General features: G+C 61.0%; 22 protein-coding genes. 12 read left to right on the forward strand and 10 right to left on the reverse strand.

Features of this window, described 5'->3' with window-relative positions; genetic code table 11:
* Positions 1-488: 488 nt before the first annotated feature.
* Positions 489-905 carry a GFA family protein gene (locus FAZ21_RS07885; RefSeq protein WP_136772726.1) on the reverse strand — a complete coding sequence of 139 codons (417 nt, stop codon included), beginning with the start codon at positions 903-905 and terminating at the stop codon, positions 489-491.
* A gap of 402 nt (positions 906-1,307) precedes the next feature.
* Between FAZ21_RS07885 and FAZ21_RS07890 the strand changes: the two genes are divergently transcribed.
* The gene (locus FAZ21_RS07890; RefSeq protein WP_136772727.1) at positions 1,308-1,505 is read left to right on the forward strand and encodes a hypothetical protein; all 198 of its coding nucleotides are present in this window, start codon (positions 1,308-1,310) and stop codon (positions 1,503-1,505) included.
* 112 nt (positions 1,506-1,617) lie between these two features.
* Here the strand turns inward: FAZ21_RS07890 and FAZ21_RS07895 are convergent, their stop codons facing one another.
* The gene (locus tag FAZ21_RS07895; RefSeq protein ID WP_136772728.1) at positions 1,618-2,514 is read right to left on the reverse strand and encodes an energy-coupling factor ABC transporter permease; all 897 of its coding nucleotides are present in this window, start codon (positions 2,512-2,514) and stop codon (positions 1,618-1,620) included.
* 393 nt (positions 2,515-2,907) lie between these two features.
* Between FAZ21_RS07895 and FAZ21_RS07900 the strand changes: the two genes are divergently transcribed.
* From FAZ21_RS07900 to FAZ21_RS07950, 11 genes are all read left to right on the forward strand, one after another.
* Positions 2,908-3,186: a hypothetical protein gene (locus FAZ21_RS07900; RefSeq protein WP_136772729.1), complete on the forward strand. Its 279-nt coding sequence runs from the start codon at positions 2,908-2,910 to the stop codon at positions 3,184-3,186.
* A gap of 20 nt (positions 3,187-3,206) precedes the next feature.
* The gene (locus tag FAZ21_RS07905; protein ID WP_246038547.1) at positions 3,207-5,120 is read left to right on the forward strand and encodes a molybdopterin oxidoreductase family protein; all 1,914 of its coding nucleotides are present in this window, start codon (positions 3,207-3,209) and stop codon (positions 5,118-5,120) included.
* A gap of 17 nt (positions 5,121-5,137) precedes the next feature.
* Positions 5,138-6,199, forward strand: a complete 1,062-nt coding sequence (locus FAZ21_RS07910; protein ID WP_246038549.1) for a 4Fe-4S dicluster domain-containing protein — start codon at positions 5,138-5,140, stop codon at positions 6,197-6,199.
* Between the two features lie 12 nt (positions 6,200-6,211).
* The gene (locus FAZ21_RS07915; protein WP_136772730.1) at positions 6,212-7,090 is read left to right on the forward strand and encodes an FAD/NAD(P)-binding protein; all 879 of its coding nucleotides are present in this window, start codon (positions 6,212-6,214) and stop codon (positions 7,088-7,090) included.
* Positions 7,087-7,575: a hydrogenase maturation protease gene (locus FAZ21_RS07920; RefSeq protein ID WP_136772731.1), complete on the forward strand. Its 489-nt coding sequence runs from the start codon at positions 7,087-7,089 to the stop codon at positions 7,573-7,575. The genes FAZ21_RS07915 and FAZ21_RS07920 overlap by 4 nt, the downstream gene beginning before the upstream one ends.
* 2 nt (positions 7,576-7,577) lie before the next feature.
* A complete protein-coding gene (locus FAZ21_RS07925) occupies positions 7,578-9,440 on the forward strand; it encodes a proton-conducting transporter transmembrane domain-containing protein (RefSeq protein ID WP_136772732.1) in 1,863 nt (620 codons plus the stop codon).
* A gap of 27 nt (positions 9,441-9,467) precedes the next feature.
* The gene (locus tag FAZ21_RS07930; protein ID WP_169307305.1) at positions 9,468-11,147 is read left to right on the forward strand and encodes a hydrogenase large subunit; all 1,680 of its coding nucleotides are present in this window, start codon (positions 9,468-9,470) and stop codon (positions 11,145-11,147) included.
* 5 nt (positions 11,148-11,152) lie between these two features.
* Positions 11,153-12,067, forward strand: a complete 915-nt coding sequence (locus tag FAZ21_RS07935) for a respiratory chain complex I subunit 1 family protein (RefSeq protein WP_246038551.1) — start codon at positions 11,153-11,155, stop codon at positions 12,065-12,067.
* Positions 12,068-12,087: 20 nt separating this feature from the next.
* Positions 12,088-12,627, forward strand: a complete 540-nt coding sequence (locus FAZ21_RS07940; protein WP_136772734.1) for a 4Fe-4S binding protein — start codon at positions 12,088-12,090, stop codon at positions 12,625-12,627.
* Positions 12,628-12,636: 9 nt separating this feature from the next.
* On the forward strand, positions 12,637-13,167 hold the full coding sequence (locus FAZ21_RS07945; RefSeq protein WP_136772735.1) for an NADH-quinone oxidoreductase subunit B family protein: 531 nt from the start codon (positions 12,637-12,639) through the stop codon (positions 13,165-13,167).
* Between the two features lie 136 nt (positions 13,168-13,303).
* Complete coding sequence (locus FAZ21_RS07950) at positions 13,304-13,705, forward strand: response regulator transcription factor (RefSeq protein WP_136772736.1); 402 nt, start codon at positions 13,304-13,306, stop codon at positions 13,703-13,705.
* Positions 13,706-13,889: 184 nt separating this feature from the next.
* Here the strand turns inward: FAZ21_RS07950 and FAZ21_RS07955 are convergent, their stop codons facing one another.
* From FAZ21_RS07955 to FAZ21_RS07990, 8 genes are all read right to left on the reverse strand, one after another.
* Positions 13,890-15,245, reverse strand: a complete 1,356-nt coding sequence (locus FAZ21_RS07955; RefSeq protein ID WP_136772737.1) for a TrpB-like pyridoxal phosphate-dependent enzyme — start codon at positions 15,243-15,245, stop codon at positions 13,890-13,892.
* A gap of 198 nt (positions 15,246-15,443) precedes the next feature.
* On the reverse strand, positions 15,444-16,487 hold the full coding sequence (hypE, locus tag FAZ21_RS07960; RefSeq protein WP_136772738.1) for a hydrogenase expression/formation protein HypE: 1,044 nt from the start codon (positions 16,485-16,487) through the stop codon (positions 15,444-15,446).
* 69 nt (positions 16,488-16,556) lie between these two features.
* Entirely contained in the window at positions 16,557-17,678 is a 1,122-nt protein-coding gene (gene hypD / locus FAZ21_RS07965; protein ID WP_136772739.1) for a hydrogenase formation protein HypD, read from the reverse strand.
* An 8-nt stretch (positions 17,679-17,686) separates the two neighbouring features.
* Positions 17,687-17,932, reverse strand: coding sequence for a HypC/HybG/HupF family hydrogenase formation chaperone (locus FAZ21_RS07970; RefSeq protein ID WP_136772740.1), 246 nt, complete (start codon positions 17,930-17,932; stop codon positions 17,687-17,689).
* A 45-nt stretch (positions 17,933-17,977) separates the two neighbouring features.
* Complete coding sequence (gene hypF / locus FAZ21_RS07975; protein WP_136772741.1) at positions 17,978-20,278, reverse strand: carbamoyltransferase HypF; 2,301 nt, start codon at positions 20,276-20,278, stop codon at positions 17,978-17,980.
* On the reverse strand, positions 20,275-21,147 hold the full coding sequence (gene hypB / locus FAZ21_RS07980) for a hydrogenase nickel incorporation protein HypB (RefSeq protein ID WP_136772742.1): 873 nt from the start codon (positions 21,145-21,147) through the stop codon (positions 20,275-20,277). Before hypB ends, hypF begins: the two co-directional genes overlap by 4 nt.
* A 152-nt stretch (positions 21,148-21,299) precedes the next feature.
* Positions 21,300-21,641 (reverse strand): hydrogenase maturation nickel metallochaperone HypA, encoded by a 342-nt coding sequence (gene hypA, locus FAZ21_RS07985; RefSeq protein WP_136772743.1) that lies wholly within the window; start codon positions 21,639-21,641, stop codon positions 21,300-21,302.
* Positions 21,642-22,421: 780 nt separating this feature from the next.
* Positions 22,422-23,813: a hypothetical protein gene (locus FAZ21_RS07990; protein WP_136772744.1), complete on the reverse strand. Its 1,392-nt coding sequence runs from the start codon at positions 23,811-23,813 to the stop codon at positions 22,422-22,424.
* Positions 23,814-23,991: the final 178 nt, after the last annotated feature.

Here is a 23,991-nt window from a genome sequence, read left to right on the forward strand (position 1 = left end):
ACCGAACCCGCAGGGCTGGGCCGAAAAAACACCATCCACTGCGTTGCACTCCTTGCCAATAACCGGTTATTGGCTGCGTCGTGCGCCTGGTGCCTGGCGCTTTTTCGGCCCAGCGCTGCCGCGAAACATTGGATGACACGCCCTGGCCGCCATCAAAGAAAAGGCCCCGGGAGAAACGGGGCCTTTATCGTTCGGGAGCCAATCGTCAGGCATGGCACCCTACTAGGGTGAATCGACCTTCAAACATGGGATGCGTTGGTCCGTGGGCCGGGTGGCTGCGCGAAGCGCGGCGCCGCAGAGAGCCCTCCTCTCTGCAAGCCGTGCGACAAAGCAGACACCGGCCCACGGACCAACCCGCAGGGAAGGATGAAGGCCGGGCGCATGGCTGTGTTGTGCCTCGCTCGTGGGGATCACCCCACTTCGCTCGGCACGCCTTGCCCTGCATCCGGCCTTCCTCCTTCGCACCCACGTTTGAATGTCGATTTACCCTAGGACTCCGGGTACCCCGCGTGAGTGGGCAGCCCACCGTCGGGGCAACCCCAAGGCGTTTTCGAAGCCCAGAAGATGTGGTCAGTCGGCGTGATCGGCGGCACGGTATCCAGCGCGCCGGCCGGGATGATCATCATCGCCCCACCGCGCGCCAGTCGTGGCACCGGGCAGCCGCAATGCCCGCAAAACCATTTGCTGAAACGCTTGGCGCTCGGCAAATCGTATTGCCGGATCGCGGCCTCGCCCGACAGCCAGCGAAACTGCCCGGGATCGACCGTCAGATTGGTTGCATGACCCGTTCCGCTGCTTTTGCGACACCTCGAACAATGGCAGTGGATCATTTTCTGAAACGGAGCATCCGCTTCAAAGGTTATCGCGCCGCAAAGACAACTGCCTTGAATTTTCGATTCATGCATTCAGGTGCCACTCCGTGCTCAGAAAGAACCCCATCAATCAAAGATTGCATCCATTTTACAAATGGATTCGACATTCAAACATGATCGATTATTTGAAATTTCGATTCGCTCGCGCCATGGCGGCGCACCCGCTGACGAAGCAGGTAGCGGGCTGCGCGGCAACCCCCGCCACATTTTTGATGCGGTAGCCGGATCGGCTTGCACGGGGCGGCAACACTGGCCTTTTTTTCCGTGCACAAGAATGTCACATTATTTTGACAAATCTAGACAGCAAAATAAAGATATGCAAACATCATGACTGAGTAGCAGCTTACTCATCGATGCGGTATTGCTGCCATCACCTCCACCTTGGCAGCAATGCAGCATGGTCAATACATCATCATTTATCTCACAGGAATAGCCATGAAGCGACTTGCACTGGGTGTACTGTTGTCCAGCATCATGATGAATGCTTTTGCCTATGAAGTTCGTTACTTCACGCTTCCCAATACCACCACGGTGGATGGTCAGACCTATTGCGACGCTGCGTGGCCGGGCTCGCAGTACTTTGGCATCCGCATGGGCAACTATCAGTATTACTATATTGCCTGCAAGCAATAAAAAACCCCCTCATGGATTTTTGAAATATCAGGCATGGATATTTCAAAAACCAGCCTCACGCAAATAAAATGGCCCAGCAATGCTGGGCCGTTTTATTTCACGCGCGAAGCACTCAGAGCACAGGCGCTGATCTGGCGCGCAGCAAGCCCGCCAGCAGCGAACCCGCCCCCAGCATCAGCAGCACGCCAGCCAGCCCGGCGAGCGCCGTGGAAATGGCCGAATCGCCCAGGCCGGGAACCGCGTAATCAGCCAGGGGTGCCACGAACAACGGCGCGCTTTCCTTCAGGAAGCCGTACTGGTGTGCCACCCATTCCAGGCCATCGGGATACCCGCTGGCAAACGGGCTCAGCATGGTGCCGATCAGCAACGCGGCCAGGCAAGGCGCGGCAAATTGCCACGAGCCCGACATGGCGCGCTTGCTGTTCAACGCATTGACCAGCAGCAGCGTGATCAATGCCTCACCGATGCCGATGAGCGCATGTACGCCCAGCATCGCGGGCAGAACCTTGCCCGCCGTGATGGTGCCGCTGAGGGCCAGCTCCACGCTGCAGGCCGTTGCGGCCAACATGATCGAAGCCCAGCCCGCCAGCAGCAGCGACAGATTGCGGCCCATGCCTCGCTTGAGCAGGAACGCATGCAGCAAGCCGCCCGCCCCTGCACCCAGCAACGCCATGTTGAATACGTTCACCCCCAGAACCAGCAAGCCGCCATCGGCGAACACAAGGGATTGAACAGCCACGACCAGCGCCAGGGCGAGCACGCCGAACGGCACCCCGAGCATGGCCGAAGCAAGCACGCCGCCCAGCAGGTGGCCCGACGTACCGTCCTGCACCGGAAAGTTGATCATCTGCCCGGCAAAGATCAGGGCGGCAACCGCGGCAAAGCGCAGAGCGCCGGGTTTGTTGACCGACCTGATGGCAAAGCGCGCGGCCAAAACAATGCCTGCCACCGCCACTGCCGCACTGACAGGACAGATGGAGCCATTGAGCATTTCGTTGGGAATGTGCATCGAGTTCTCCTGTAATCCGAACAAAGTACCCGGCCATTTTTGTCGCTCAGCCGGGCGGCCTGTTTGACTTCGCGCAACGTTCCCGGCAGGTGGAACGCTAAACTCGTTCATAAAAATAGTTCAAATTCCGAGTGTGTTCAGCGATAACCAACGCTTTGAACACTTCTCCGATATTACAAAAATACAATGGAAGAGCGCAGGTCGCTGCATAAGCATTTCACGAATCCACGACAAACGGCTCAAGCAATAATTCCGGATTCGCTTCGTGCCCGGGCCGCCGCTGCGGCGGCCTGCTGTGTGCTTCAATCCCGCCCCGTTCTTTCGGCACGTATTGCAAAAATTTGATTAACCGCAACAAATCGACCAGGAACTGGTTATGCAGCGGAGTACAACGTGCTGAGTGACGTTTTCACGGCCGACGGCATCGCGCCAAAAGCGGCCGCAATGCTGATCGACATCAGTATTGGCGTCGTTTTCAGGTTTTTCCCAATCAGGCTGACGCCGCGTTCGAATATATTCGATATCGATACGCCGATTGCAATCGAGAAAGAATCTTATTTCACCATGGTGAGGCTGGCGTCGCGCAATCGCCACGGCCTTGTCAAACAGAACAAATTCGAAGGCGGCGAAATTTCGTCCGCCTTTTTCATTTCCTGCAATGTCGCTGCGTGAAACGAAAGGCTCGTGGACTTATGAAACTCATGAACTACAAGGCGTGCGTGTGCAATCTCTGTGGCACGGGGTGCGGACAGTTCCTGAAGACGGACGGCAAGAAAGTCTTTGGCGTGGCGCCGCTCATCGCCCACCCGGTCAGCAAGGGCAAGCTCTGTATCCGGGGGTGGCATTCCAACGAACTGCTGAGTACCAACGACCGGATCACGCAGCCAATGATCCGCGAGAACGGGCAACTGCGTGAGGCCAGCTACGACGAAGCGATCGCCCTCGTCGTCGAGCGCATGAAGCAGTTCGACGGCGCGGCAGGCGAAATCGGCATTCTCGCCTCGGCCCGCTCGTCGAACGAGGATGGCTTTACCCTTGGCCGGCTGGCGCACCAGGTGTTCGGCACCCGTATCCAGGGCATCGGCGCCGAAGCCGGGCATCGCAAGAGCATGGCCGCGCTCGAGCACGCTTTCGGTTACCCCGGAGCCCACGGCAGCCTGACCAGCATCGACAAGGCCGACTACATCCTGGTGATCGGTACCGACATCACCCGCCAGAACCCGATCATCGGCGGCAACATCCATGCCGCCCAGCGGCGCGGTGCGCGCGTGGTGACACTGTCCAGCTCCCATACCCAGATCGCCAAGCTATCGACGCGGCATTTCCGGCAAAAGCCCGGCACCAAGGGGTTGCTGGTCAACGCGCTGGCCAAGGCCCTGCTCGCCATCCGCACCGCCAATCGCGAGCGCCGGGCGGATGTGGACCAGATGCCCGGCTATCCCGAGTACGTCGCATCGCTGCGCAGCATCTCTTCCGTGGCTCTCGAGCGCGCCAGTGGCATCCGCTACGAGGATATCGAGGAGGAAGCCAAGTTCCTGGAACAGGCCCGGTCCATCGTCTTCCTGTTCTCCAGCGGCATTTCCGGCCTCGACCGGCCGACCATCGACGCGATCACCAACCTGGCGCTGCTCACCGACCGCATGGATCACGAGGATTCGGCCGTGATTCCGGTCGCGGGCATCAGCAATCTGCAGGGCAGCTTCGACATGGGCGTTTCAGGCGAGCCCGGCAACAGCGTGTTCAAGGCGCTGGCCGAACCCGATTCGCCCATTCGCGCACTGTTCGTGGTCGATCACGACGACGGCATCATTCGCGACAAGGAGCGCATCTCCAGGCTGGATTTCGTCGCGTACGCCTGTGCCTACAAGAACGCCTTCATGGATCTGGCGCAGGTGGTCTTCCCATTGCCGGCGTACAACGAAACCGACGGCACCTACACCGCAGCCGACCGGCGTGTCCAGATCACCCACAAGAATGTCGACAACCCGCACGGCGTGCTGCCGGGCTGGGCGCTGTTCCAGCAGATCGCCGGAAAAATGGGGCAATCCTGGGGTTACCAGGATGCCGCCGGGGTGTTTGCCGATATCGCGGCCACCGTTCCCGGATATGCCGACCTGAGCCATGCGCAATTGAGCAAGGGATTCGGCCAGCACTGGAACCCCAAGGCATTCCCCAATTCGCGCCAGCGTAAATTCAACGCAATCAACATCGAATACTGGGAATCGCCGACCACGCCGGAATTCCCGTTTGCGCTGATGATCGGCAAGGCGCAGCACTATTGGCACCAGAACAATCTGATGCGCAAGACCATCGTGCCGCGCCGGGAATACGACCAGACGCTATGGCTGTATCCGCAAGGCTATATCGAGATTTCCCCGGAAGACGCCGCGCACCTGAAGGTGCGTGACAAGTGGCTGGTGAACGTCTGCTCCAGCACCGGCACCTGCATGAAGATCGCCGTGAAGATATCGCCGGATGTGCAGAACGGCACCGCTTATATCCCGTATTTCATCAAGAACATGATTTCCGATTTCCTGATCCCTTACGAGAACGCGTATGCGGCCGGCGAGGAAAGCGTGATTCCCATCAAAATCCAAGAAGCCTGAACAGCGAGGCGCTCACCATGTCCATGTACATCCTGTCTTCACATGAGATCAAGCAACTGGCCGAAGAGCTTCGCGCTTCTCACGATGTCTACGGCCCGCAGGTCGACCCGCAAACCCAGCAGGTGTTTTTCGACCAGCTTGGCGATGTCGATGCACTGAATCTGGAAGCCCCGATTCCGTCGATGCCGGTGAAGGAAATCCTGTTCCCGCAAATGGAGCAGGTACTCAAATACAAATACGATGCCGAGACGCAAAACGTCGAAATGGCCAAACCGTATGTCGAAAAGCCGAAAGTGCTGTTTGGCCTGCGGCCTTGCGATCTGTCGGGCATCCAGGTACTCGACCGCTTCTTTCTCGGCCAGGAATTCGTTGACGATGTTTACCTGACTCATCGCCGCCAGTGCCTGCTCATCAGCAACACCTGCCTGAATCCCTTTCCGCAGTGTTTCTGTGTCTGCACGCACTCCGGCCCCGATGCCGACGAAGGCTACGATCTCGACCTGACCAAATTGCAGGATGGCTACCTGGTCAAGGTCGGTAGCGAAAAGGGCCAGGCGCTGGCCGATGCGCACGACTGGAAGCCAGCGCAGGCGCATCACCTGTCCGAACAGAAGGCGGTGGTCGATCGCTGCATCGACCTGTTCCCGGAAATGGCCACCGACAACAAGGCCTGGGTTGCCCGCGTGATGAACCGGATCACCACCGGCTTCGTCAAGAGCGAGACCTGGGAATACATCGGCGATCAGTGCTTCGAATGCGGCGCCTGTTCCTTCGTCTGCCCGACCTGTAGTTGCTTCAACGTCGAGGACGCCAGGATGTGCGACGGCGAATGCGAACGGTTGCGCACTCACGATTCCTGTTCCTTCGAGGGCTATGCGCGCATGGCCGGCGACCACAATCCGCGCCAGCCGGTGGAGGATCGTCGCAACAAGCGCTTTTTCTGCAAGCTCTCGTATCCCCAATCGAAGAAATACCTGCGCCCCGGATGCGTCGGCTGTGGCCGCTGCCAGTGGGTCTGCCCGGGCGATATCGGGCTGCCGAATGTCGTTCAGTACATTCGCCGCGAAATTACAGAATAAGGGGAGCGTTCAATGTCCAACTGCCACGGCAGCCATGCCCACGGAAATTGCAAACCGACCGGCCTTTGCCCGATCGTCACTTTTCCGGAGGTCGTCAATATCGATGAGATCCGGGACGAGGCGCCCGAGGTCAAGACGTTCTACATGTCCTTCCTGAACAAGGATGTCGAGCGCGAATTCCGCATCAAATCGGGCCAGTTCATCATGTGCACGGTGTTCGGCGCCGGCGAATTCGCCGTGTCGTTGCCCCCCAGCCCCGAGAACGACCGCTTCCACATCTCGGTGCGCGCCGTCGGCAAGGTCACCCATGCACTGCATGCGCTGAAACCGGGCGACAAGCTGGGCGTGCGCGGCCCCTTCGGCAACGGCTTTCCCTTCGAGGAAATCAAGGGCAAGAACATCATCTACGTGGCGGGCGGCATCGGCCTGATCCCGCTGCGCAGCTCGATCGTCCATGCCCTGCAACATCGGGAAGACTTCGGCCGCATCATCCTGCTCTACGGCGCCCGCAGCTCGCGCGACCTGATGTACCAGCCCGATATCCAGATCTGGAAGCAGAACGCCGGCTTCGAGACCTTCATCACCATCGACCGCCCGGAGGCGGGCTGGGATGGCGAAGTCGGCTACGTGCACCAGTTGATCGACAAGGCCAACGTGCCGATCGACAACAGCGTCGCCTTCGTCTGCGGCCCGCCCGTCATGTTCAACAGCGTCATCGGCGAGTTCCTCAAGCGCGGCATGAGCGAGGACGCCATCGTCTCGACGCTGGAACGGCAGATGAAATGCGGCATCGGCAAATGCCAGCACTGCGCCATCGGCCGCACGCTCGTCTGTACCGATGGCCCGGTCTACACCTATCGCCAGATCAAGACCCTGGGCGAGCAGATATGACCTTCGCGCGCGACCTCGCACAGATCCTGTCGCACCCGACGTGCATCGTCGGCGTCGGCAACATGCTGCGCAACGACGACGCAGTCGGCGCCCTCATCGCCGACCGGCTCGAGGCCGAGTTGCCGGCCACCAGCGGGCACTTTGTCGTCAATGCGGAAGACGTCATCGAAAACCATGTGTTCCGGATCGCCGAAAGCGCCGCCCACAACGTGCTGGTGATCGACGCGGTGCAGGGCACCGGTGGCGAAACCGGCTCGCTGGTGCTGGGCAAGCTGACGGAGATGGAGGTCGGCGGCGGGTATTCCACCCACAAGCTGGCCCTCTCCATGGCCGCCAGCCTGTTCGAACAGCATGGCAAGCAGGTTTATCTGCTCGGGATCGCCGCGCAGGACATCGATTTCGGAACAACGGTAAGCAGCGCAATTCTGGATAGCGCCGAAACAGTGATCGACCTGGTTCTCGGGCGAATCGCAAGGAGTAATTGAAGATGGATTTCAACATTTATAACGGCCTGATGATGGGGGTGCTGCTGCTGGTGGCATCCGCCATCGTCATCCCCCTCTTCGCCAGGCACCGGAAACTCGCGGGCGGGCTGAACTTCGTGGTCTGCCTTGTCGCCGGGGTGATCTTCACCGGCGTCGCCTGCCAGGTGCTGACCGGCGCCGCCGCCCCCGCAACCTTCGATCTGCACCTTGGTGGCTGGGCCGTTCCCCTCATGATCGACGGCGTTTCCGCCGTGTTCATGGCGCTGATTTCGCTGATGGCCGCCGTCACGGCCTTCTACTGCGTCGGCTACATGGAAATGGATCATTACCGCCACTACAGCCTGCGCGGCTTTTTCTTCTGCTACCCGGTCTTCGTCGCCGGCATGATCGGCATCGTGACGGTGGACGACCTGACCACCGGCTTCACCATCGCCTGGCAGATGATGACGATCGCGTCGTTCTTCCTGATCCGCTTCGATCACCATGACAAGGTCATCGTCCGCAGCGCCAACAAATACCTGCTCCTGATGGAGCTGGCCTGGGTCGCCATCCTCGCGGTCGGACTGATGGTGCCGGGCTGTACCTGGGGCTCCTCGCTGCACCAGATCGCCGGGCAGCTCGGCCTGGTCGATCCGGGCCTGCGCACGCTGCTGCTGGCGCTGACGCTGCTCGGCTTCGGCATGAAGGCCGGCATGTTCCCGCTGGGTCAGCTCTGGCTGCCGGATGCCCACTCGGTCGCCCCCTCCCCGATCAGCGCGATGCTGTCGGGCGTGATGATCAAGACCGGTATCTACGGCATCCTGCGCACGCTGTTCTGGATGACGCCGGACAACATGCCGACGCAAGAGCTACAGCACTGGGGCATGGTGGTCGCGCTGGTCGGCGTGGTGACGTTGTTCATCGGCACCTCGCAGGCCGTCAAGCAGGTGGATGCCAAGCGGCTGCATGCCTATAGCTCCATCGGCCAGATCGGCTACATCATCATGGCCATCGGCTGCGCCCGTTACTTCCTCGGCCCGGAGGTCGGCCTGCACGCGCTGGCGCTGCTGGCCCTCTTCGGCGCGCTCTGCCATACGCTGAACCACGCGGTGTTCAAGGGCCTGTTGTTCCTGTGCACCGGCAGCGTCCAGTACACCACCGGCACCAAGGATCTAGACAAGCTCGGCGGCCTGTTCGGCCTGATGCCGGTGACCGCGGTCGTCGCCGGTATCGCGGCCATCGCCGTGTCGGGTGTTCCGGCCTTCTCCGGCTTCACCAGCAAGTGGGCCATCGTCGGCTCGGCGCTGCTGTCCGGCAAGGCCGTGGGCATCTTTGTCATCTTCGGCATCATCGCGCTCGTCACCAGCGCCATGACCCTGGCGACCTACGTCAAGTTCTACGGCATGACCTTCACGTCGGTGGGCGTGGAATGGAACGAGAAGAACGACATCCACGAAGTGAGCGCCAGCATGCTCGCCCCCAAGCTGCTGCTGGCTGCCGTCTGCCTGGTGCAGGGCCTCTTCCCCTTCCTGTTCGTCCAGCTTTTCGGCCGCGTGCTCGCGACCTCCGAAAGCGCGATGACCCGGGTGCTGGGCACGCCGGAAATGCTCTCGTCGCTGGCGCAATCGTATGCCGGCGTCACCTTCCGGCTGGGCGATTCGCCCGTGGCGTTCTCACTGCCGCTGGTGATGATCGCCATGCTGGTCGTCGCCCTGCTGTTCGCGCTCTGGCTGCGCAAGGCCGGTGGCGCCGAGGAGCGCACCGCACCGGTCTGGCTGTGCGGCTACCAGACACTCAACAGCGCCAACCGTTACCTGAGCAGCCACATCTTCGACGCCTTCAAAAAGTTCACGAAGTGGACGGGTGGCAATGTGCGTGGCGCCTGATTGACCAAGAATTCCTGGGGTTGAAACATGAGAAAAGAACTAGAAGCAAAGTTGATTGCGCGCCTGCGTGACGACGTGGTCTGCGTCGAGAAGACCGACGAGCGGACCATCTTCGTCGACGTCAAGCGCGCCGGTTTCCGCGAGGCGACCCAGATCATCTGCGGCGTCGGTGCCCGTTATCTGTGCAGCGTGGGCTACGACAACATCGATCGCGACGGCACGCTGGCGATGGTGCATACCTTCGCCCTCGACGACCGCAACCAGTTCGTCTGCTGCCGCACCGCCGCGCCGGTCGACGATCCGGTGATCGAATCGATCACGCCCGACCTGCCCTCCGCCGGCTGGTCCGAGCGCGAAGTCACCGACCTGCTCGGCCTGCGGTTTGCCGGCCATCCCAAGCCGAAAAAGCTGGTGCTGGCCGATGACTGGCCGGAAGGCATCTACCCCTTGCGCAAGGACGTGCCGCACGACCTGGTACCGCAGGGCGCCGAAGACGTGGCCTACCAGCTCGACGAAGCACCACCGGGCACCAAGATCGTCCCGGTCGGCCCGTTCCATCCCAGCCTGCACGAGCCAGAGCACTTCGCCGTGTACGTGGATGGCGAAACCATCAAGGGCTGCGACTACCGCGGCTTCATGACCCATCGCGGCATCGAGAAGCTGTGCCAGACCCAGGTCAGCTACAACGAGGTGCCGTTCATTGCGGAGCGCATCTGCGGCATTTGCGGCTCGGTACACGCCACCGCCTTTTCGCAGGCGGTCGAATCCGCCGCCGGCCTCGTCATTCCGCGCCGCGCCGAGTTCATCCGCACGCTGATGCTCGAAATCGAGCGCATCCACTCCAACCTGCTATGGCTGGGGGTGGCCGGGCACCTGATCGGCTTCGACACCGTATTCATGCAGGCGTGGCGCGTACGCGAGCAGATCATGTGGCTGTGCGAGCGCCTGACCGGCAACCGCAAGACCTACGGCATGATCCTTGTCGGCGGCGTCCGCCGCGACATCACGCCGGAAATCGCCCAGGACATCCTCACCGTCGTCAAGAAGATCGAGGAAGAACTGATGGTGATCTACCGCGCCGTCGAGAAGGACACCTCGATCCACAAACGGACCAAGGGCGTCGGAACGATCACCCGCCAGCAGGCCATCGACTGGAACCTGATCGGCCCGGTGGCGCGCGCGCGCGGCGTCGATATCGACGCCCGTCGCGATCACCCCTATGCCGCCTACGACGAAGTCAAGTTCGAAGTGCCGGTGCTCGACAGTTGCGACGTGTGGGCCACCCTGGTCGTGCGCGTCGTCGAAACCTTCGAAGCGATCAAGATCATCCGGCAGTGCCTGGACAAGATGCCGGGCGGCGAAATCTTCGTCGAGATGAAGGACAAGATCCCCGCACAGCGCCACGCGATCACCGTGGTGGAGGCGCCGCGCGGCGAATCGGTGCACTACGTGATCACCGGCGAAGAAAACCGTCCGGAACGCTGGCGCGTGCGTGCGCCCACCTTCACCAACCTGCAAGCGGTCCCGCTGATGCTGCTCGACGAGCAGTTCGCCGACTTCCCCATCGTCATGGGCAGCATCGACCCGTGCTTCTCCTGCACCGACCGGGTCGCGGTGGTCGATCTCCAGACCGGCAACGCCAGCTCGGTTTCCAAGGCGGAGCTGGACGCCATGTCGAGAAAACATCAGGAAAGAGTCAAAAAATGAGCCCAATGCCCGAACTTCTCATGGGGATCCTGCTGGTCATCGCCAACCTGGTGCTGTTCCTCGCGCTGGCCCCGTTCTTCGACGGTATCGTGCGGCGGGTCATGGCGCGCGTGCAAAGCCGCCAGGGGCCGCCGCTGGCGCAGTCGTATTACGACCTGCTCAAGCTGCTCGGCAAGGAAAACATCGATTCGACCGGCATCCTGCCGTTCCGCCTGGCGCCGCTGGTGGCGTTCGCGTCGATGCTCTGCGTGATCGCCATCCTGCCGGTCGCCGGCCGCGCCACCGCGCTGACGCCCTACGCGGACGCGATCTCGCTGGTCTACCTGCTCACCCTGGGCGGCGTGGCGGTGCTGCTCGGCGCCTTCGCCAGCAAGAACATCTATGCCCTGATCGGCGCCAGTCGGGAAATGACCACCATGATCATGGTCGAGCCGATCCTGTTCATGATCCTGATGATGGGCGTGCTCAAGACCGGCAGCCTGGACCTGACCGCTGTCATCTACGGCACACCGTCGGCCGGGTTCGGCTGGCCGGGCGTGGTGATGATCGTCGTCAGCCTGTTTGCCTTGCAGGCTTTCGTTGCGCGCCAGCCGTTCGATATCGCCGAGGCCGAGCAGGAACTGCTGGGTGGCCCGTTCATCGAGTACAGCGGCCCGAATTACGCGCTGTTCAAGTACTACATGATGCTCAAGCAGATGTTCTACGCCTATCTGCCGATCGCGATGTTCGTGCCGCTGATCCACTCCGGCTACTTCATCGCCGACCTAGCAGTACAGATGCTGCTGACGGCGCTGGTGTTCCTGCTGATCGGGCTGCTGTCGGCGACACATCCGCGCTACCGGATCGACCAGGCGATCAGGTACTTCGCCGTGCTCTTCGTCATCGCCCTCTGCGCGATCGGCGCGGCAGTGATCTTCTAACGACCTCAAGGAGAACTGCCATGTGGCTCACCAGCAAAATCAAACAGATCCTGATGGTCATGAAACCGGGGGTCGTCACGCTGAACTACCCCGCGGAGCGCCCACCGGTTCCCAAGAACCTGCGCGGCCAGCCGGTCTGGGATCACCAGAAGTGCATCGGCTGCGGCGGCTGTTCCGACCATTGCCCGTCGCGCTGCATCCTGACCCGCGACGTCTGCCAGGAACTGCGCGTGATGCTCTACGACGGTTCGCGCTGCACCTATTGCGGCCGCTGCGCCGACGTGTGCCCGGAAGGCGCGATCACGATGAGCAACAGCTTCGAGATCGCCTGCGACAACAAGGAAGACATCACCACCCGGCTCGAGCTGTTCATGATGACCTGCCAGCGATGCGGCCGCTGCTACGAGATGGAAAAGACCAACGCCATCGACCGCATCAACCTGAAGGGCTTCCGCTACGACAACCTTGAGCAGCGCGCCATGGTCCGCAAGACCACCGAGACCTTCTCGCCGGACATGCTCAAGGAGTCCGACAACTACCAGCGCCCGAGCGAAAAATAGGGGTAGGACATGCTGAAAAAACTGTGCAAGAAAATGTTCTCGAAATCCATCTGGGTCTACCACTGCAACACCGGGGCCTGCAACGGATGCGATATCGAAATCCTGAACATCCTGACGCCGTTCTACGACGTGGAACGCTTCGGCATCAAGCTGGTGGCATCGCCGCGCCATGCCGATGCCATGCTGATCTCCGGCGCGGTCACCCGCCCGACCCTGCCGCTGGTCAAGCGCGCCTACGAGGCGATTCCGAACCCCAAACTGGTGTTCGCCATCGGCTCCTGCGCCACCGGCGGCGGCGCCTGGTTCGACACCTATAACGTCACCGGAGGCGTCGACAAGGTGCTTTCTTCGGTCAACTACTACATTCCCGGTTGCCCGCCGCGCCCCGAAGCCATCCTGTACGGCGTCGCCCTGGCACTTGGTCTGGTCGACAAGCAGGCGGCGCCCGTGGAACTCAAGCAGATGGAGTTCCCGATCGACATGTACGAACGCAACGAAGCCTGGGAAAAGCGCAACGTGATCTACGAACTGCTGAAGTAACAACGGTTCGCCACACCCGACATAGCGTTTCCGGCAAGGGGCGCGAAACACAGACAGTACATGGGGGACGGCAAGCATGCGCGACATCGCCGAAAAGGCCTTGCCGCCCCGCCAAGGCCGCCCGATAGGAATACCAATGAAAAAAGTCCTGCTGATCGACAAAGACTCCGCCTTGTGCGACAGCCTCGCCGAGCAACTCGCCGTACACGGCTACACGGTGCGTTGCGCGCATTCATCGGTCGAAGGCCGCAAACTCGCATTGCAGGAAAAGCCCGACGCGATCATTACCGAAGCGATGCTCGAAACCGACACCGCCGGCTTCGAGCTGGTCTACCAGATCCGCGACGACCGTCCGGATTCGCGCTACGCGGCGATCCGCGACACACCGATCCTGCTGCTGACGGCAATCGACCAGCTCACGCATTTCCGCTTTTCGCTGAACGAAAAGCAGAGCTATCTGCCGACGATCAGCGGCATGCTGAGCAAACCGGCACAGATCGAAACGCTGTTGGGCAAATTGAACGAAATGGTCGAATAGGCGCCGCGCGCCAAGCCCTGCTGGCGGCTTGCTGCTCACCGGCCGTACCCTTGGTACTGTCCACGTTGCGCGCTATTTGCCAGTACCGGAACCGCTGCGCTGGATTTTGCCAGCGGCTCCAAAATGAAACAGGCCGGCGAATGCCGGCCTGTTTCATTGCAGCAACTGCATTCCGGCCTGCGGGTCAGGCCGGCACCTTGGGCAGCCGCGCCAGCGCCGCGACGATGGCCTCTTCCGGGTAGGCATAGTCTTCGAGTTCACCCTGGAAGTACTTGTCGTAGCTCGCCATGTCGAAATGGCCGTGGCCGGACAGGTTGAAGAACAGCACCTTCGGCTCGCCCGTCTCCTTGCAACGCACGGCTTCATCGATGCAGGCACGGATCGCGTGGCAGGATTCCGGCGCGGGGATGATCCCCTCCGCGCGGGCAAAGGTCACCCCGGCGTCGAAGGTGGACAGTTGCGGCACCGCCACGGCTTCGATCAGCTTTTCGTGGTAGAGCTGGCTGACCAGCGTGCTGGCGCCGTGGTAGCGCAACCCGCCCGCGTGGATCGACGGCGGCATGAAATCGTGGCCCAGCGTGTACTGCTTCATCAGCGGGGTGAGGCCGACGGTATCGCCGAAGTCATAGGCGTAATGGCCACGCGTCAGGCTGGGGCACGAAGCGGGTTCGACCGCCACCAGGCGCACGTTCTTGCCGGCCGCCTTGTCGGCCAGGAAGGGGAAGGCCACACCACCGAAGTTCGAGCCGCCACCGCACGGTGCGAAAATCATGTCCGGATACTCGCCGGCCATGGCGAACTGCCTTTGCGCCTCCAGGCCGATCACCGTCTGGTGCAGCAGCACGTGGTTGAGCACCGAACCGAGACCGTAATTGGTATCCGGACGCGATGCGGCTTCTTCCACCGCCTCGGCAATCGCCAGCCCCAGCGAGCCGGGGTTGTTGGCATCCTTGGCCAGCGCATCGCGGCCGCTGGCCGTTTCCATGCTCGGGCTGGCGAATACGTTGGCGCCCCAGGTCTGCATCATCGAGCGGCGGAAGGGCTTTTGCTCGTAGCTCACCTTCACCATATAGACACGCACATCGATGCCGAACATCTCCCCGGCAAGCGCCAGCGAGCAACCCCATTGCCCGGCGCCGGTTTCGGTCGTCATGCGGGTGACGCCTTCCTGCTTGTTGTAATACGCCTGCGCAATCGCCGAATTGAGCTTGTGCGAGCCGGCCGGGCTGGCGCCTTCGTACTTGTAATAGATGTGCGCCGGCGTACCGAGCGCGGCTTCGAGGCGGTGCGCGCGCACCAGTGCCGTCGGACGCCAGAGCTGATAGATCTCGCGCACCGGCTCGGGAATCGGAATCCAGCGTTCACGGCTGACTTCCTGCTCGATCACCGCATTCGGGAAGATCGCCGACAGCGCATCCGGGCTGATCGGCTGGCCATCCGGTCCCAGCACCGGCGCGGGCGGGTTGGGCATATCCGCGACGATGTTGTACCAGTGCGTCGGGATATCGGATTCGGGTAGCCAGAACTTGGTTTGCTGCATGGGGTAGCGCCTCTGCAAATGTTGAAAAAACCGATCTTATCCGGGAAAAAGCAGCGATGCATTGACTGCCCATAGGGTCGATGCCGCCGGATCGGGCATCAGGCCATCAACGGCCCGGATCGGCCGCCCCGCCCCTTTTGCCAACCCTTCCGGGCCGCCTGCGGCGAGTGCGGCCAGCAACCCTTACAGCGCAACCCATCAGCAGATTCGCGGCAACTGCTCGCCGTTGAGCCAATCCACCATACGCCGTCCGCCGAACGCGGTGCGCATCTGCACGAAGGCATGTTCGTCGGCGATCACCTCACCGATGATTGCCGCATCGCGCCCCAGCGGATGCGCACGCATCACGTCGAGCAGCGTCTCGGCGTCCTGCCCTGCGCAGAACGCCACCAGCTTGCCCTCATTGGCCACGTAAAGCGGGTCCAGCCCCAGCAGCTCGCAGGCGGCAGCCACTTCGCTACGCACCGGGATGGCCTTCTCATGGATCAACATACCGTGCCCGCTGGCCTTGGCGAATTCGTTCAGCACGGTGGCCAACCCGCCCCGGGTCGGGTCGCGCAGCACATGCAGGTCGGGCACGGCGTCGAGCATCGTCGCCACCAACCCGTGCAGCGCGGCGGTGTCGGACTGGATGGTGGTCTCGAAAGTCAGGTTCTCACGATGCGACATGATTGCCACCCCGTGATCGCCCAGCATGCCCGACACCAGGATGCGATCGCCCACGGCGATCCGGCCGGCGTTCAAGGCCACGCCCTGCGGGACCAGACCAATGCCGGTGGTGGTGATGAACACGCCATCGCCCTTGCCCGCCTCCACCACCTTGGTGTCGCCGGTGACGATGGCAACGCCGACCTCGCGCGCGGCCTGCGCCATCGACTTGACGATGCGTAGCAGGTCCGCGAGCGGGTAGCCCTCTTCCAGAATAAAGCTGGCGCTCAGGTACAAGGGTCGCGCGCCCATCATCGCCACATCATTGACCGTGCCATGTACCGCCAGCGCACCGATGTCGCCGCCGGGGAAAAACAGCGGCGACACCACGTGGCTGTCAGTGGCCATCACCATCCGCCCGGCCCCTGTCGGTAGCGCAAAGCACGCGCCATCGCCCTGCTCGGCAAGCAGGTCGTTGGCGAAATGACGAACGAACAATTCATCGATCAATTGCGCCATCGCCCGGCCACCGCTGCCATGGGACATATCGACACGGCCACGTTTGAAATCGATGGGGCGGGTATAAGTCGTCATGAATGGCCTGTGGTGAAAGTGTGGATTCAATAGTTAGCGCCGGAGCATGCGTTCATCGCACCCGACGCCTCAGCGTGTTTCCCTGAATCGCCCATACGTGTAATGCGCCGCGCAAGCACCTTCGGACGACACCATGCAGGCGCCAATCGGGTGGTCGGGCGTGCAGACCGTGCCGAATACCTTGCAATCGGCCGGACGTTTATGGCCGCGCAGGATGGCGGCGCATTCACAGGCCTTGTGGTCCGGCACCTGCCGGTAGGCAATGCCATAACGCAATTCGGCATCGAATCGGGCGTATTCGGCGCGTATCTTCAATGCGCTATGAGGCACTTCGCCCAAACCGCGCCAATCGAAGGAATCGCGCATTTCGAATACCTGCGCGCAGATCGCCTGGGCCTTGCGATTACCCTCCCGCGTGACGGCACGGGTAAATTCGTTTTCGACCTCGGCACGGCCGGCATTGATCTGTTGCACCAGCATCAGGATGGACTGGATCACATCCAGCGGCTCGAACCCCGCGATCACCACCGGGCGCCCATAGCGCGCAACGAACGCCTCGTATGGCGCGGAACCGATCACCGTGCTGACATGCGCCGGGCCGACGAAGCCATCGATCTTCACCGCCGCGGGGTCGCGTTCCGATTCCATGATGTGCACCATCGCGGCCGGAGTCAGCACGTGATTGCAGAACACGCTGAACTTGGCAAGTTCGAGCCGCGCAGCCTGCAAGACGATGGCCGCGGTGGGCGGCGTGGTGGTTTCGAAACCGATGGCGAAAAACACGACCTCACGTTGCGGGTTGTCCTGCGCGATGCGCAACGCATCGTCCGCCGAATACACCATGCGGATATCCGCGCCTTGTGCCTTGGCCTTCAACAGCGACAACCCCTCGCTCGCCGGCACGCGCATCGTATCGGCGTAAGTGCACAGGATGACGTCATGCTCGGTCGCCAGCGCGATCGCGCTGTCGATCCGCCCGATCGGCAGCACACAGACTGGACAGCCCGGACCGTGGATCATGCGCACATTGGCAGGCAGCAGATCGAGCAAGCCATAGCGCGAGATCGCATGCGTATGCCCGCCACAGAACTCCATCAGCCGGTAGTCGCGCGCCGGATCGGCCACCTCGGCAATCGCATTGGCCAGCCCGCGCGCCAGCTCGCCATCGCGAAATTCGTCGATGTATTTCATCGCGGCGCTCACAGGTAGGGAGTCGGATTGGTCGGATCGGCCCTGGCCATCGTGGCGAACAGCGCCAGCGTCTGTTCGGCCTCTTCCGGGTCGAGCTTGCCGATGGCGTAGCCGACATGGACGATCAGGTAGTCGCCGACCGCGACCTCCTCGACCAACGCGATCGACACCACTTTGTGCACGCCGCCCAGCTCGATGCGGGCCTGATCGCCCTCGAGTAATTCAGTGACGCGCGCGGGGATTGCCAGACACATGGGAATTCCTTTCCAACACTAATCAAATTCAACAGCCAAAGTACTTCAAGCGCATGCCACCGTCCGTTGCGCCACCCAGGCCTGCCCCAACGCCAGGCCACCATCGCCACAGGGCACGCCCTGGCTGGTGTAGAACGCCAGACCACGCCGGGCGAGGGCATCCTGCAAACCGCCGCGCAACAGGGCGTTCAGGAAACACCCACCGCCGCCCGCCACCGTGCGCACACCGCTCCGCGCCGCGGCCACGTCCAGCCAGTTCGCCAGCGCATCGACCAGCACGGCATGGAACAGCGCCGCGCCATAAGCCGGATCGCCGCAATCGGCCAACCGCGCCAGCAGGGGCGACAGGTCCAGTTGCATCCGTTCATCGATGCGGTACAAATCGTCTTCCGGAGGGCAGGCACCGTATTGCGCGGCCAACCCTTCGAGTTGCATCGCCGCCTGCGCGTCAAAGCTCATCACCGACGCGATACCGAGCAACCCTGCTGCGGCATCGAAATAACGCCCCATGCTGCTGGTCAGCGGTTGCGGGCGTGCCAGCAGGTGCGCGATCAGCGGTGCGCCCTTTTGCGCGGCGAAACGCGTGGCAATTTCATCGCCGCGCCCCAGCATGGCCAGCGCTGCGGCCCCCATGCGCCAGGGCTCGCGCGCGGCCTGGTCCGCGCCCGGCATGGCGATGGGCCGCAAGTGCCCCAGCCGTTGGCAATCGGCCCCATCCACGCGCAATAGCTCGCCCCCCCACGCCGTGCCGTCGTCGCCCAGCCCCACGCCATCGAGTGCCAGACCCAATACCGGCCCAGCCAGGCGATGCTCGGCCAGGACCGCCGCGATATGAGCGTGATGGTGCTGCACGGCAATACAGGGCACCTGCCATTGCGCCGCCAGCCGCAGCGCCAGTTGGGTACTGAAAAAATCGGGATGTCTATCGTGCGCGACGATTTGTGGCTGGACGTTCAGCAAATGCATCAGATGCGCGGCGGCGGCTTCCAGCGCCCGGCAATTGGTAACGCGATCCATATCGCCAATGTACTGCGATAGAAACGCCTGGTCGCCACGGGTAAGGCACAGCGCATTCTTGAAAAAGCTGCCCAGCGCCAAGGCCGGCGCAGCGGTAATCGCCAGCGGCACGGCGCGCGGCGTATACCCGCGCGCGCGGCGGATGAATTGCGGCGTGCCCTGCGCATCCACGCGCAATACGCTGTCGTCGCAGCGAATCACGATGTCGCGCTGATGAATCAAAAACGCGTCGGCGATACCCGCCAGCTCGGTCAGCGCTTCATCGTTGCCGATCACCAACGGCTCGCCATGCGGATTGGCGCTGGTCATCACCAGTGCCAGCGATTGAGGCTGCGCCAGCCAGGCCGTTCCGGCCGGGCGGCCGGCGGCTTCGTGAAACAGCAGGTAATGAATGGGGGTATAGGGCAACAGAGCGCCAATCGACGCCAGTTGCGGTGCAATGCCCGCTAGCTGCCTGTCCGTACTGGCTGTTTTCTTGAGCAGCACGATCGGTCTGGCCGCGCTCTCCAGCCACTCCCGCTCCGCCGTGCCCACCTCGGCGAGATCGGCCAGCGATGCCGTATTGGCCACCATCACCGCCAGTGGCTTTTCTTCGCGGTCTTTGCGGGCCCGCAGGGTGGCAACCGCCGTGGCATTGCGCGCGTCGCACACCAGATGAAAACCACCCAGCCCTTTGATCGCGACAATGCCGCCCTGTCCGATCAGCGCCAGCGTTTGCGCAATCGCATCGCCGGCAATCGGCACGCCGGCCGCGTCGAGCAATTGCAGGCACGGCCCGCAATCGGGGCAGGCATTGGGCTCGGCATGAAAGCGCCGATGCATGGGATCGGCATATTCGGATTGGCAGCACGCGCACTGGATAAAAGGCGCCATGCTGGTATTGGCCCGGTCGTACGGCAGGCGCGATACCAGTGAATAGCGCGGGCCGCAGTCGGTGCAATTGGTGAAGGCGTAGCGATAACGGCGATTGGCCGGATCGAAAAGCTCCGCGAGGCAGGCCGGGCAGATACAGCTATCGGCACCGATGGCCGCCTCGCTTCCCGCCATCTCGCTGTGCAGAATCCGGAAGTCCACGAACGGTTGGCTTGCGGCAATGGCGATGGCATCGAGGTGATCGATGCGCGCCAGCGGCGGCGCGTCGCTGCGCAGACGATGGCCGAACTGCGCCAGACAGGCTGGCGCGCCTTCAACTTCCAGCGTGACCCCCCGCCCGTCGTTGCGCACCCAGCCGTTCAAAGCCAGCTCATGCGCCAGCCGGTACACAAAGGGGCGGAAACCCACCCCCTGTACCACCCCGCGCACGGTCAGGCGCTGGCGCTGCATGGTCATTCACGCGGCTCGGCGGCGCGTTGTGCCTGGCCGCAACCGGCCTTGAGCCAGCCCAGCCACTCATCCATCCCCGCCCCGGTCTTGACCGACAGGCAGATCACCGGCAAGCCGGGTCGTACCTGGCGCGCCATGCGGATGGCCGCCTCGACATCGAAATCCAGGTACGGCAACAGATCGGTCTTGCTCAGGATCATCAGATCGGCCGCGCGGAACATATCGGGATACTTGAGCGGCTTGTCCTCACCCTCGGTCACCGACAGGATCGCCACCTTGTGCGCCTCACCCAGATCGAACGCCGCCGGGCACACCAGATTGCCCACGTTCTCGATCAACAACAGGCTGTCGGAGGCCAGCGCACCGTCACCCCGCAAGGTATCCAGCGCCTGTGCCACCATGTGCGCATCCAGGTGGCACCCCTTGCCAGTGTTGATCTGCACCGCCGGCACGCCGGTCGCGCGGATGCGATCCGCATCGTTCGCCGTCTGCTGATCGCCCTCGATCACGGCAACGGCGGTATGCTGCTGCCAGTGGCGGATGGTTTCCACCAGCAACGTGGTCTTGCCAGAGCCCGGGCTGGAAACCAGATTCAGCGCAAAGATGCCTTGTGCAGCCAGCCGCGCACGGTTCCGATCGGCCAACGCATCATTGCTGGCCAGGATGTCGTGCTCCAGCCGCAAAGTGCGTTCCGGATCCACCTCCGGCGCATGCACCGCACCCAGCGGCCCGGCCACCGGCTCGTGCTCGTGCTCGTGCTCGTGCTCGCCGGGCAAGCGATAACCATGGGCCGCGCTGGCAACACGCTTGCGGCGCACCGGGCTGATGCCATTGATAGTGGTTTCGCCGTGACCGCAACCGCAGGTAGTGCACATTTCAAACTCCTCGCATCGCTCGATCCGATGCATTGACCATAGGCCTCGCAGCGCCGACTTTCGCCTTGCACCGGCAAAGCTCGCCGACACGAGTCGACCCCACAATACGAATTGAAACCGGATATCGACCGCCAGATTCGCCTATCCCAGAATCAGGCCACGACGATTTCCAGCACCTGCATTTCCTCGCCGGCCGTCACCAGCAGATCGAATCCGCCGCATTGCGGGCAAGGCAGACCGATCCGCTCCAGCGCAACGTCCTGCCCGCAACCGTTGCAATGCGCACGCCCCGGCATCCGCTCCACCTCGAACACCGCGTCGGCCAGCATGGTTTGCCGGGCCGCCAACCCGCAGCAGAATTGCAGCGTCTCGGCCTCGACATGCGCCAACGCCCCCACGCCCAGCCGAACCCGGCTGATGCGCCGCGCCCGCGCCTGCTGCGCGGCGGCTTCCACGATGCGAATCACGTTTTCCGCCAGGGAGAGTTCATGCATGCCTTGCCTTCCTTCGCGCAGCCCGCGCGCTGGCAACCAGCCTAGTCGCTTTTCCCCGGCTTGCCGTTGAGACAAGTCAGGAATGAGGGCTGGATATTGAGTGGAGTGCCAGGATTGGTATTAAGTTGTTCAGACAGGGCTTCGGGAAGGATTGTGCTAGCAACGTCTTGACGGCTAACGAGCCCGACTGCCGTGATCCGGCTAAACCTTAGATGACAGCTTGGAAGAAAGCGTCAACCGAATGCCCTCAATGAAATTGGGGGTTTTGGGAATAAAGATACAACTTTCAAATCGACCCAACCCAAAAAAAGGCGACACACCATTGAACGGCTTAAAACTTTTCTGCCAAATTTGGACCAGTTGTAATTTCAAAAAAATAGCCCCGCACTTGCGGGGCCTTTTCTAAAACACAATGAAAAATCATCTATCTTCGGGTGAAGAATCATGCGTCGTAAATGAAAAACCATCTGTCGCCCGGCCGTCGGGCGACAGATAATTTTTCATTCTCACACGAGATAAATCAATCACTTACATTCAGGAACGACATGTACACCCGCGTGATGGCGACACATAATTTTTCATTTCTGGCAGAAAACGACGCATAATTTCTCACTCACGCATACAGCAGCCGCCGTGCCGGCCAAATTCGGCCATGCGGCCGGGACTGGACGACTAGGCAGCCGCACTCGCGTTAGATGGTCCAGCGTCATCCAAAGACTATTAGAGCCCGCATCGATCCCTAGGCGAGTCAGTCACCCTAAAGGTATAGGCATGCGATAACTAGGGGCCATCCTCCGAAGCATCTTCCCGATGTGGTCTTTTCAACCACTTCGCACGAAGCAAATGCATCAGTAGCACTGCCCGATGTGCTGCCGAGACGCCACCCATCCAGACGACGTCGGCTATACGAACAGTAATCTTTGAAATAACCGATAAGGCACTACCCGCAAGCCTGATAAGCCTGTTGCGCTCACTTTCATCGCGCTTATCAATTGCTACAAGCTTCGTCGTAGTGTTCGCAATCTTTCCACCTGCGATGGCGGAGAAAATAATGAAATATAGCCACCGATAATGGCGACTACGCTCACCCTCTTCTACGCGCTCAGCAAGAACTTTTTGATCTTTAGTCAAGGCCACCAATGTTGGGACAATGTGCTCATTGTCGATTGCGTAATCAATGAAATTTTCAATCGCGTGATTATTTCCATTTAAAGGTTCCGGGAAAGAACTGGCATACTCCCCTGGTGTATCTTTGCAATCCCCGCGCGAGCCTGTTGACCAAGACCAACCGTTTCCTGCGTGCTTTACCGGGCAGACTAATTTGTTGTAGGCGATTAGCTCTGTTCTTATCGCTGCGACTTCGGCATTCTGACCATTCTCCGACTTATAGTATATTGGGTATAAGTCTCTGGTGCTTCGCGGCCCCAATGTCGGATAAAGCTTTTCATCGTATGTTGAATAATTGAGTAGCGTCTGCTGCACATTCGCTGCCCATTTGCATGAGCTAAGAGATGCAGTAGAACCACGCCTACACAATGCGTAGTACGTTTGCGCCTGCCGAAGCAGATATGAGCTCGCCTCTCGGCTAGTCCGATTGGCTTTACTCAATGACTCGCGGTCCGTATTAGCTTGGTTGTCCGCGACGAAGAATACGCCAGCAATTATCGCGGAGCCATACCAAAGATGATCAAAGGAAAGACGATACCGCTCCTCTAGATTAAACACATCGTAGGATATTATTGCAAGAGACCAGCCACTTAGTAGTGCAATACTAACAATTGCCACCATACCCCGTACATTTCCCAATGTACCTAGGCCACCAAAATAGTACACATGCGGCATCAGTGAAATGGAAGGCCACATGTGTGCTTCGGACAGGATTCCGGGAAGTAGTAACAATATCGTAGATATCAAGGTGCCTTTGCGTCTACCCAAGACATAGGCTGCCGTGATGACAAGACACCCGACTAGTAAAATTACAAGCGTTAAGACGAACAGAAGTAGTCTTATGGTTGGTGCGGCATCAAATACCGTTGTTGCTAGCGCCCCTGAAGATGGAGAGGAATATTGCGATGAAACGAGCCCTAAGCCATCAATCGTTTGGCTGATTTGCCATGCCATACCATTGAGCAGCTCAACATATGGAACAAAAAAGCGCGGGATGTCATGCATATGTCTCATCTCTTTCGTGAGCGTAACATTGCAATTCATATATTTAGTACGACACCCTATGTTTCGCAAGCCCTATAGATGAAAAATGACGCAGACCCTACTCACGCGTATACTCCTTAGCGGATTGACCAAAGCAATTTGCGCTAGAGCGATTCAGTAGATCGACCCTGAGGCATAA

The sequence above is a fragment of the Chitiniphilus eburneus genome, assembly GCF_005048205.1.
Classification (GTDB): Bacteria; Pseudomonadota; Gammaproteobacteria; order Burkholderiales; family Chitinibacteraceae; genus Chitiniphilus; species Chitiniphilus eburneus.

Excerpts from the sequence above, each read along its gene's own strand:
- FAZ21_RS07885 (WP_136772726.1), bottom strand. The coding sequence starts at position 905 with ATGCATGAATCGAAAATTCAAGGCAGTTGTCTTTGCGGCGCGATAACC.
- FAZ21_RS07890 (WP_136772727.1), top strand. The coding sequence starts at position 1,308 with ATGAAGCGACTTGCACTGGGTGTACTGTTGTCCAGCATCATGATGAAT.
- FAZ21_RS07895 (WP_136772728.1), bottom strand. The coding sequence starts at position 2,514 with ATGCACATTCCCAACGAAATGCTCAATGGCTCCATCTGTCCTGTCAGT.
- FAZ21_RS07905 (WP_246038547.1), top strand. The coding sequence starts at position 3,207 with ATGAAACTCATGAACTACAAGGCGTGCGTGTGCAATCTCTGTGGCACG.
- FAZ21_RS07910 (WP_246038549.1), top strand. The coding sequence starts at position 5,138 with ATGTCCATGTACATCCTGTCTTCACATGAGATCAAGCAACTGGCCGAA.
- FAZ21_RS07915 (WP_136772730.1), top strand. The coding sequence starts at position 6,212 with ATGTCCAACTGCCACGGCAGCCATGCCCACGGAAATTGCAAACCGACC.
- FAZ21_RS07920 (WP_136772731.1), top strand. The coding sequence starts at position 7,087 with ATGACCTTCGCGCGCGACCTCGCACAGATCCTGTCGCACCCGACGTGC.
- FAZ21_RS07925 (WP_136772732.1), top strand. The coding sequence starts at position 7,578 with ATGGATTTCAACATTTATAACGGCCTGATGATGGGGGTGCTGCTGCTG.
- FAZ21_RS07930 (WP_169307305.1), top strand. The coding sequence starts at position 9,468 with ATGAGAAAAGAACTAGAAGCAAAGTTGATTGCGCGCCTGCGTGACGAC.
- FAZ21_RS07935 (WP_246038551.1), top strand. The coding sequence starts at position 11,153 with ATGCCCGAACTTCTCATGGGGATCCTGCTGGTCATCGCCAACCTGGTG.
- FAZ21_RS07940 (WP_136772734.1), top strand. The coding sequence starts at position 12,088 with ATGTGGCTCACCAGCAAAATCAAACAGATCCTGATGGTCATGAAACCG.
- FAZ21_RS07945 (WP_136772735.1), top strand. The coding sequence starts at position 12,637 with ATGCTGAAAAAACTGTGCAAGAAAATGTTCTCGAAATCCATCTGGGTC.
- FAZ21_RS07950 (WP_136772736.1), top strand. The coding sequence starts at position 13,304 with ATGAAAAAAGTCCTGCTGATCGACAAAGACTCCGCCTTGTGCGACAGC.
- FAZ21_RS07955 (WP_136772737.1), bottom strand. The coding sequence starts at position 15,245 with ATGCAGCAAACCAAGTTCTGGCTACCCGAATCCGATATCCCGACGCAC.
- hypE (WP_136772738.1), bottom strand. The coding sequence starts at position 16,487 with ATGACGACTTATACCCGCCCCATCGATTTCAAACGTGGCCGTGTCGAT.
- hypD (WP_136772739.1), bottom strand. The coding sequence starts at position 17,678 with ATGAAATACATCGACGAATTTCGCGATGGCGAGCTGGCGCGCGGGCTG.
- FAZ21_RS07970 (WP_136772740.1), bottom strand. The coding sequence starts at position 17,932 with ATGTGTCTGGCAATCCCCGCGCGCGTCACTGAATTACTCGAGGGCGAT.
- hypF (WP_136772741.1), bottom strand. The coding sequence starts at position 20,278 with ATGACCATGCAGCGCCAGCGCCTGACCGTGCGCGGGGTGGTACAGGGG.
- hypB (WP_136772742.1), bottom strand. The coding sequence starts at position 21,147 with ATGTGCACTACCTGCGGTTGCGGTCACGGCGAAACCACTATCAATGGC.
- hypA (WP_136772743.1), bottom strand. The coding sequence starts at position 21,641 with ATGCATGAACTCTCCCTGGCGGAAAACGTGATTCGCATCGTGGAAGCC.
- FAZ21_RS07990 (WP_136772744.1), bottom strand. The coding sequence starts at position 23,813 with ATGCATGACATCCCGCGCTTTTTTGTTCCATATGTTGAGCTGCTCAAT.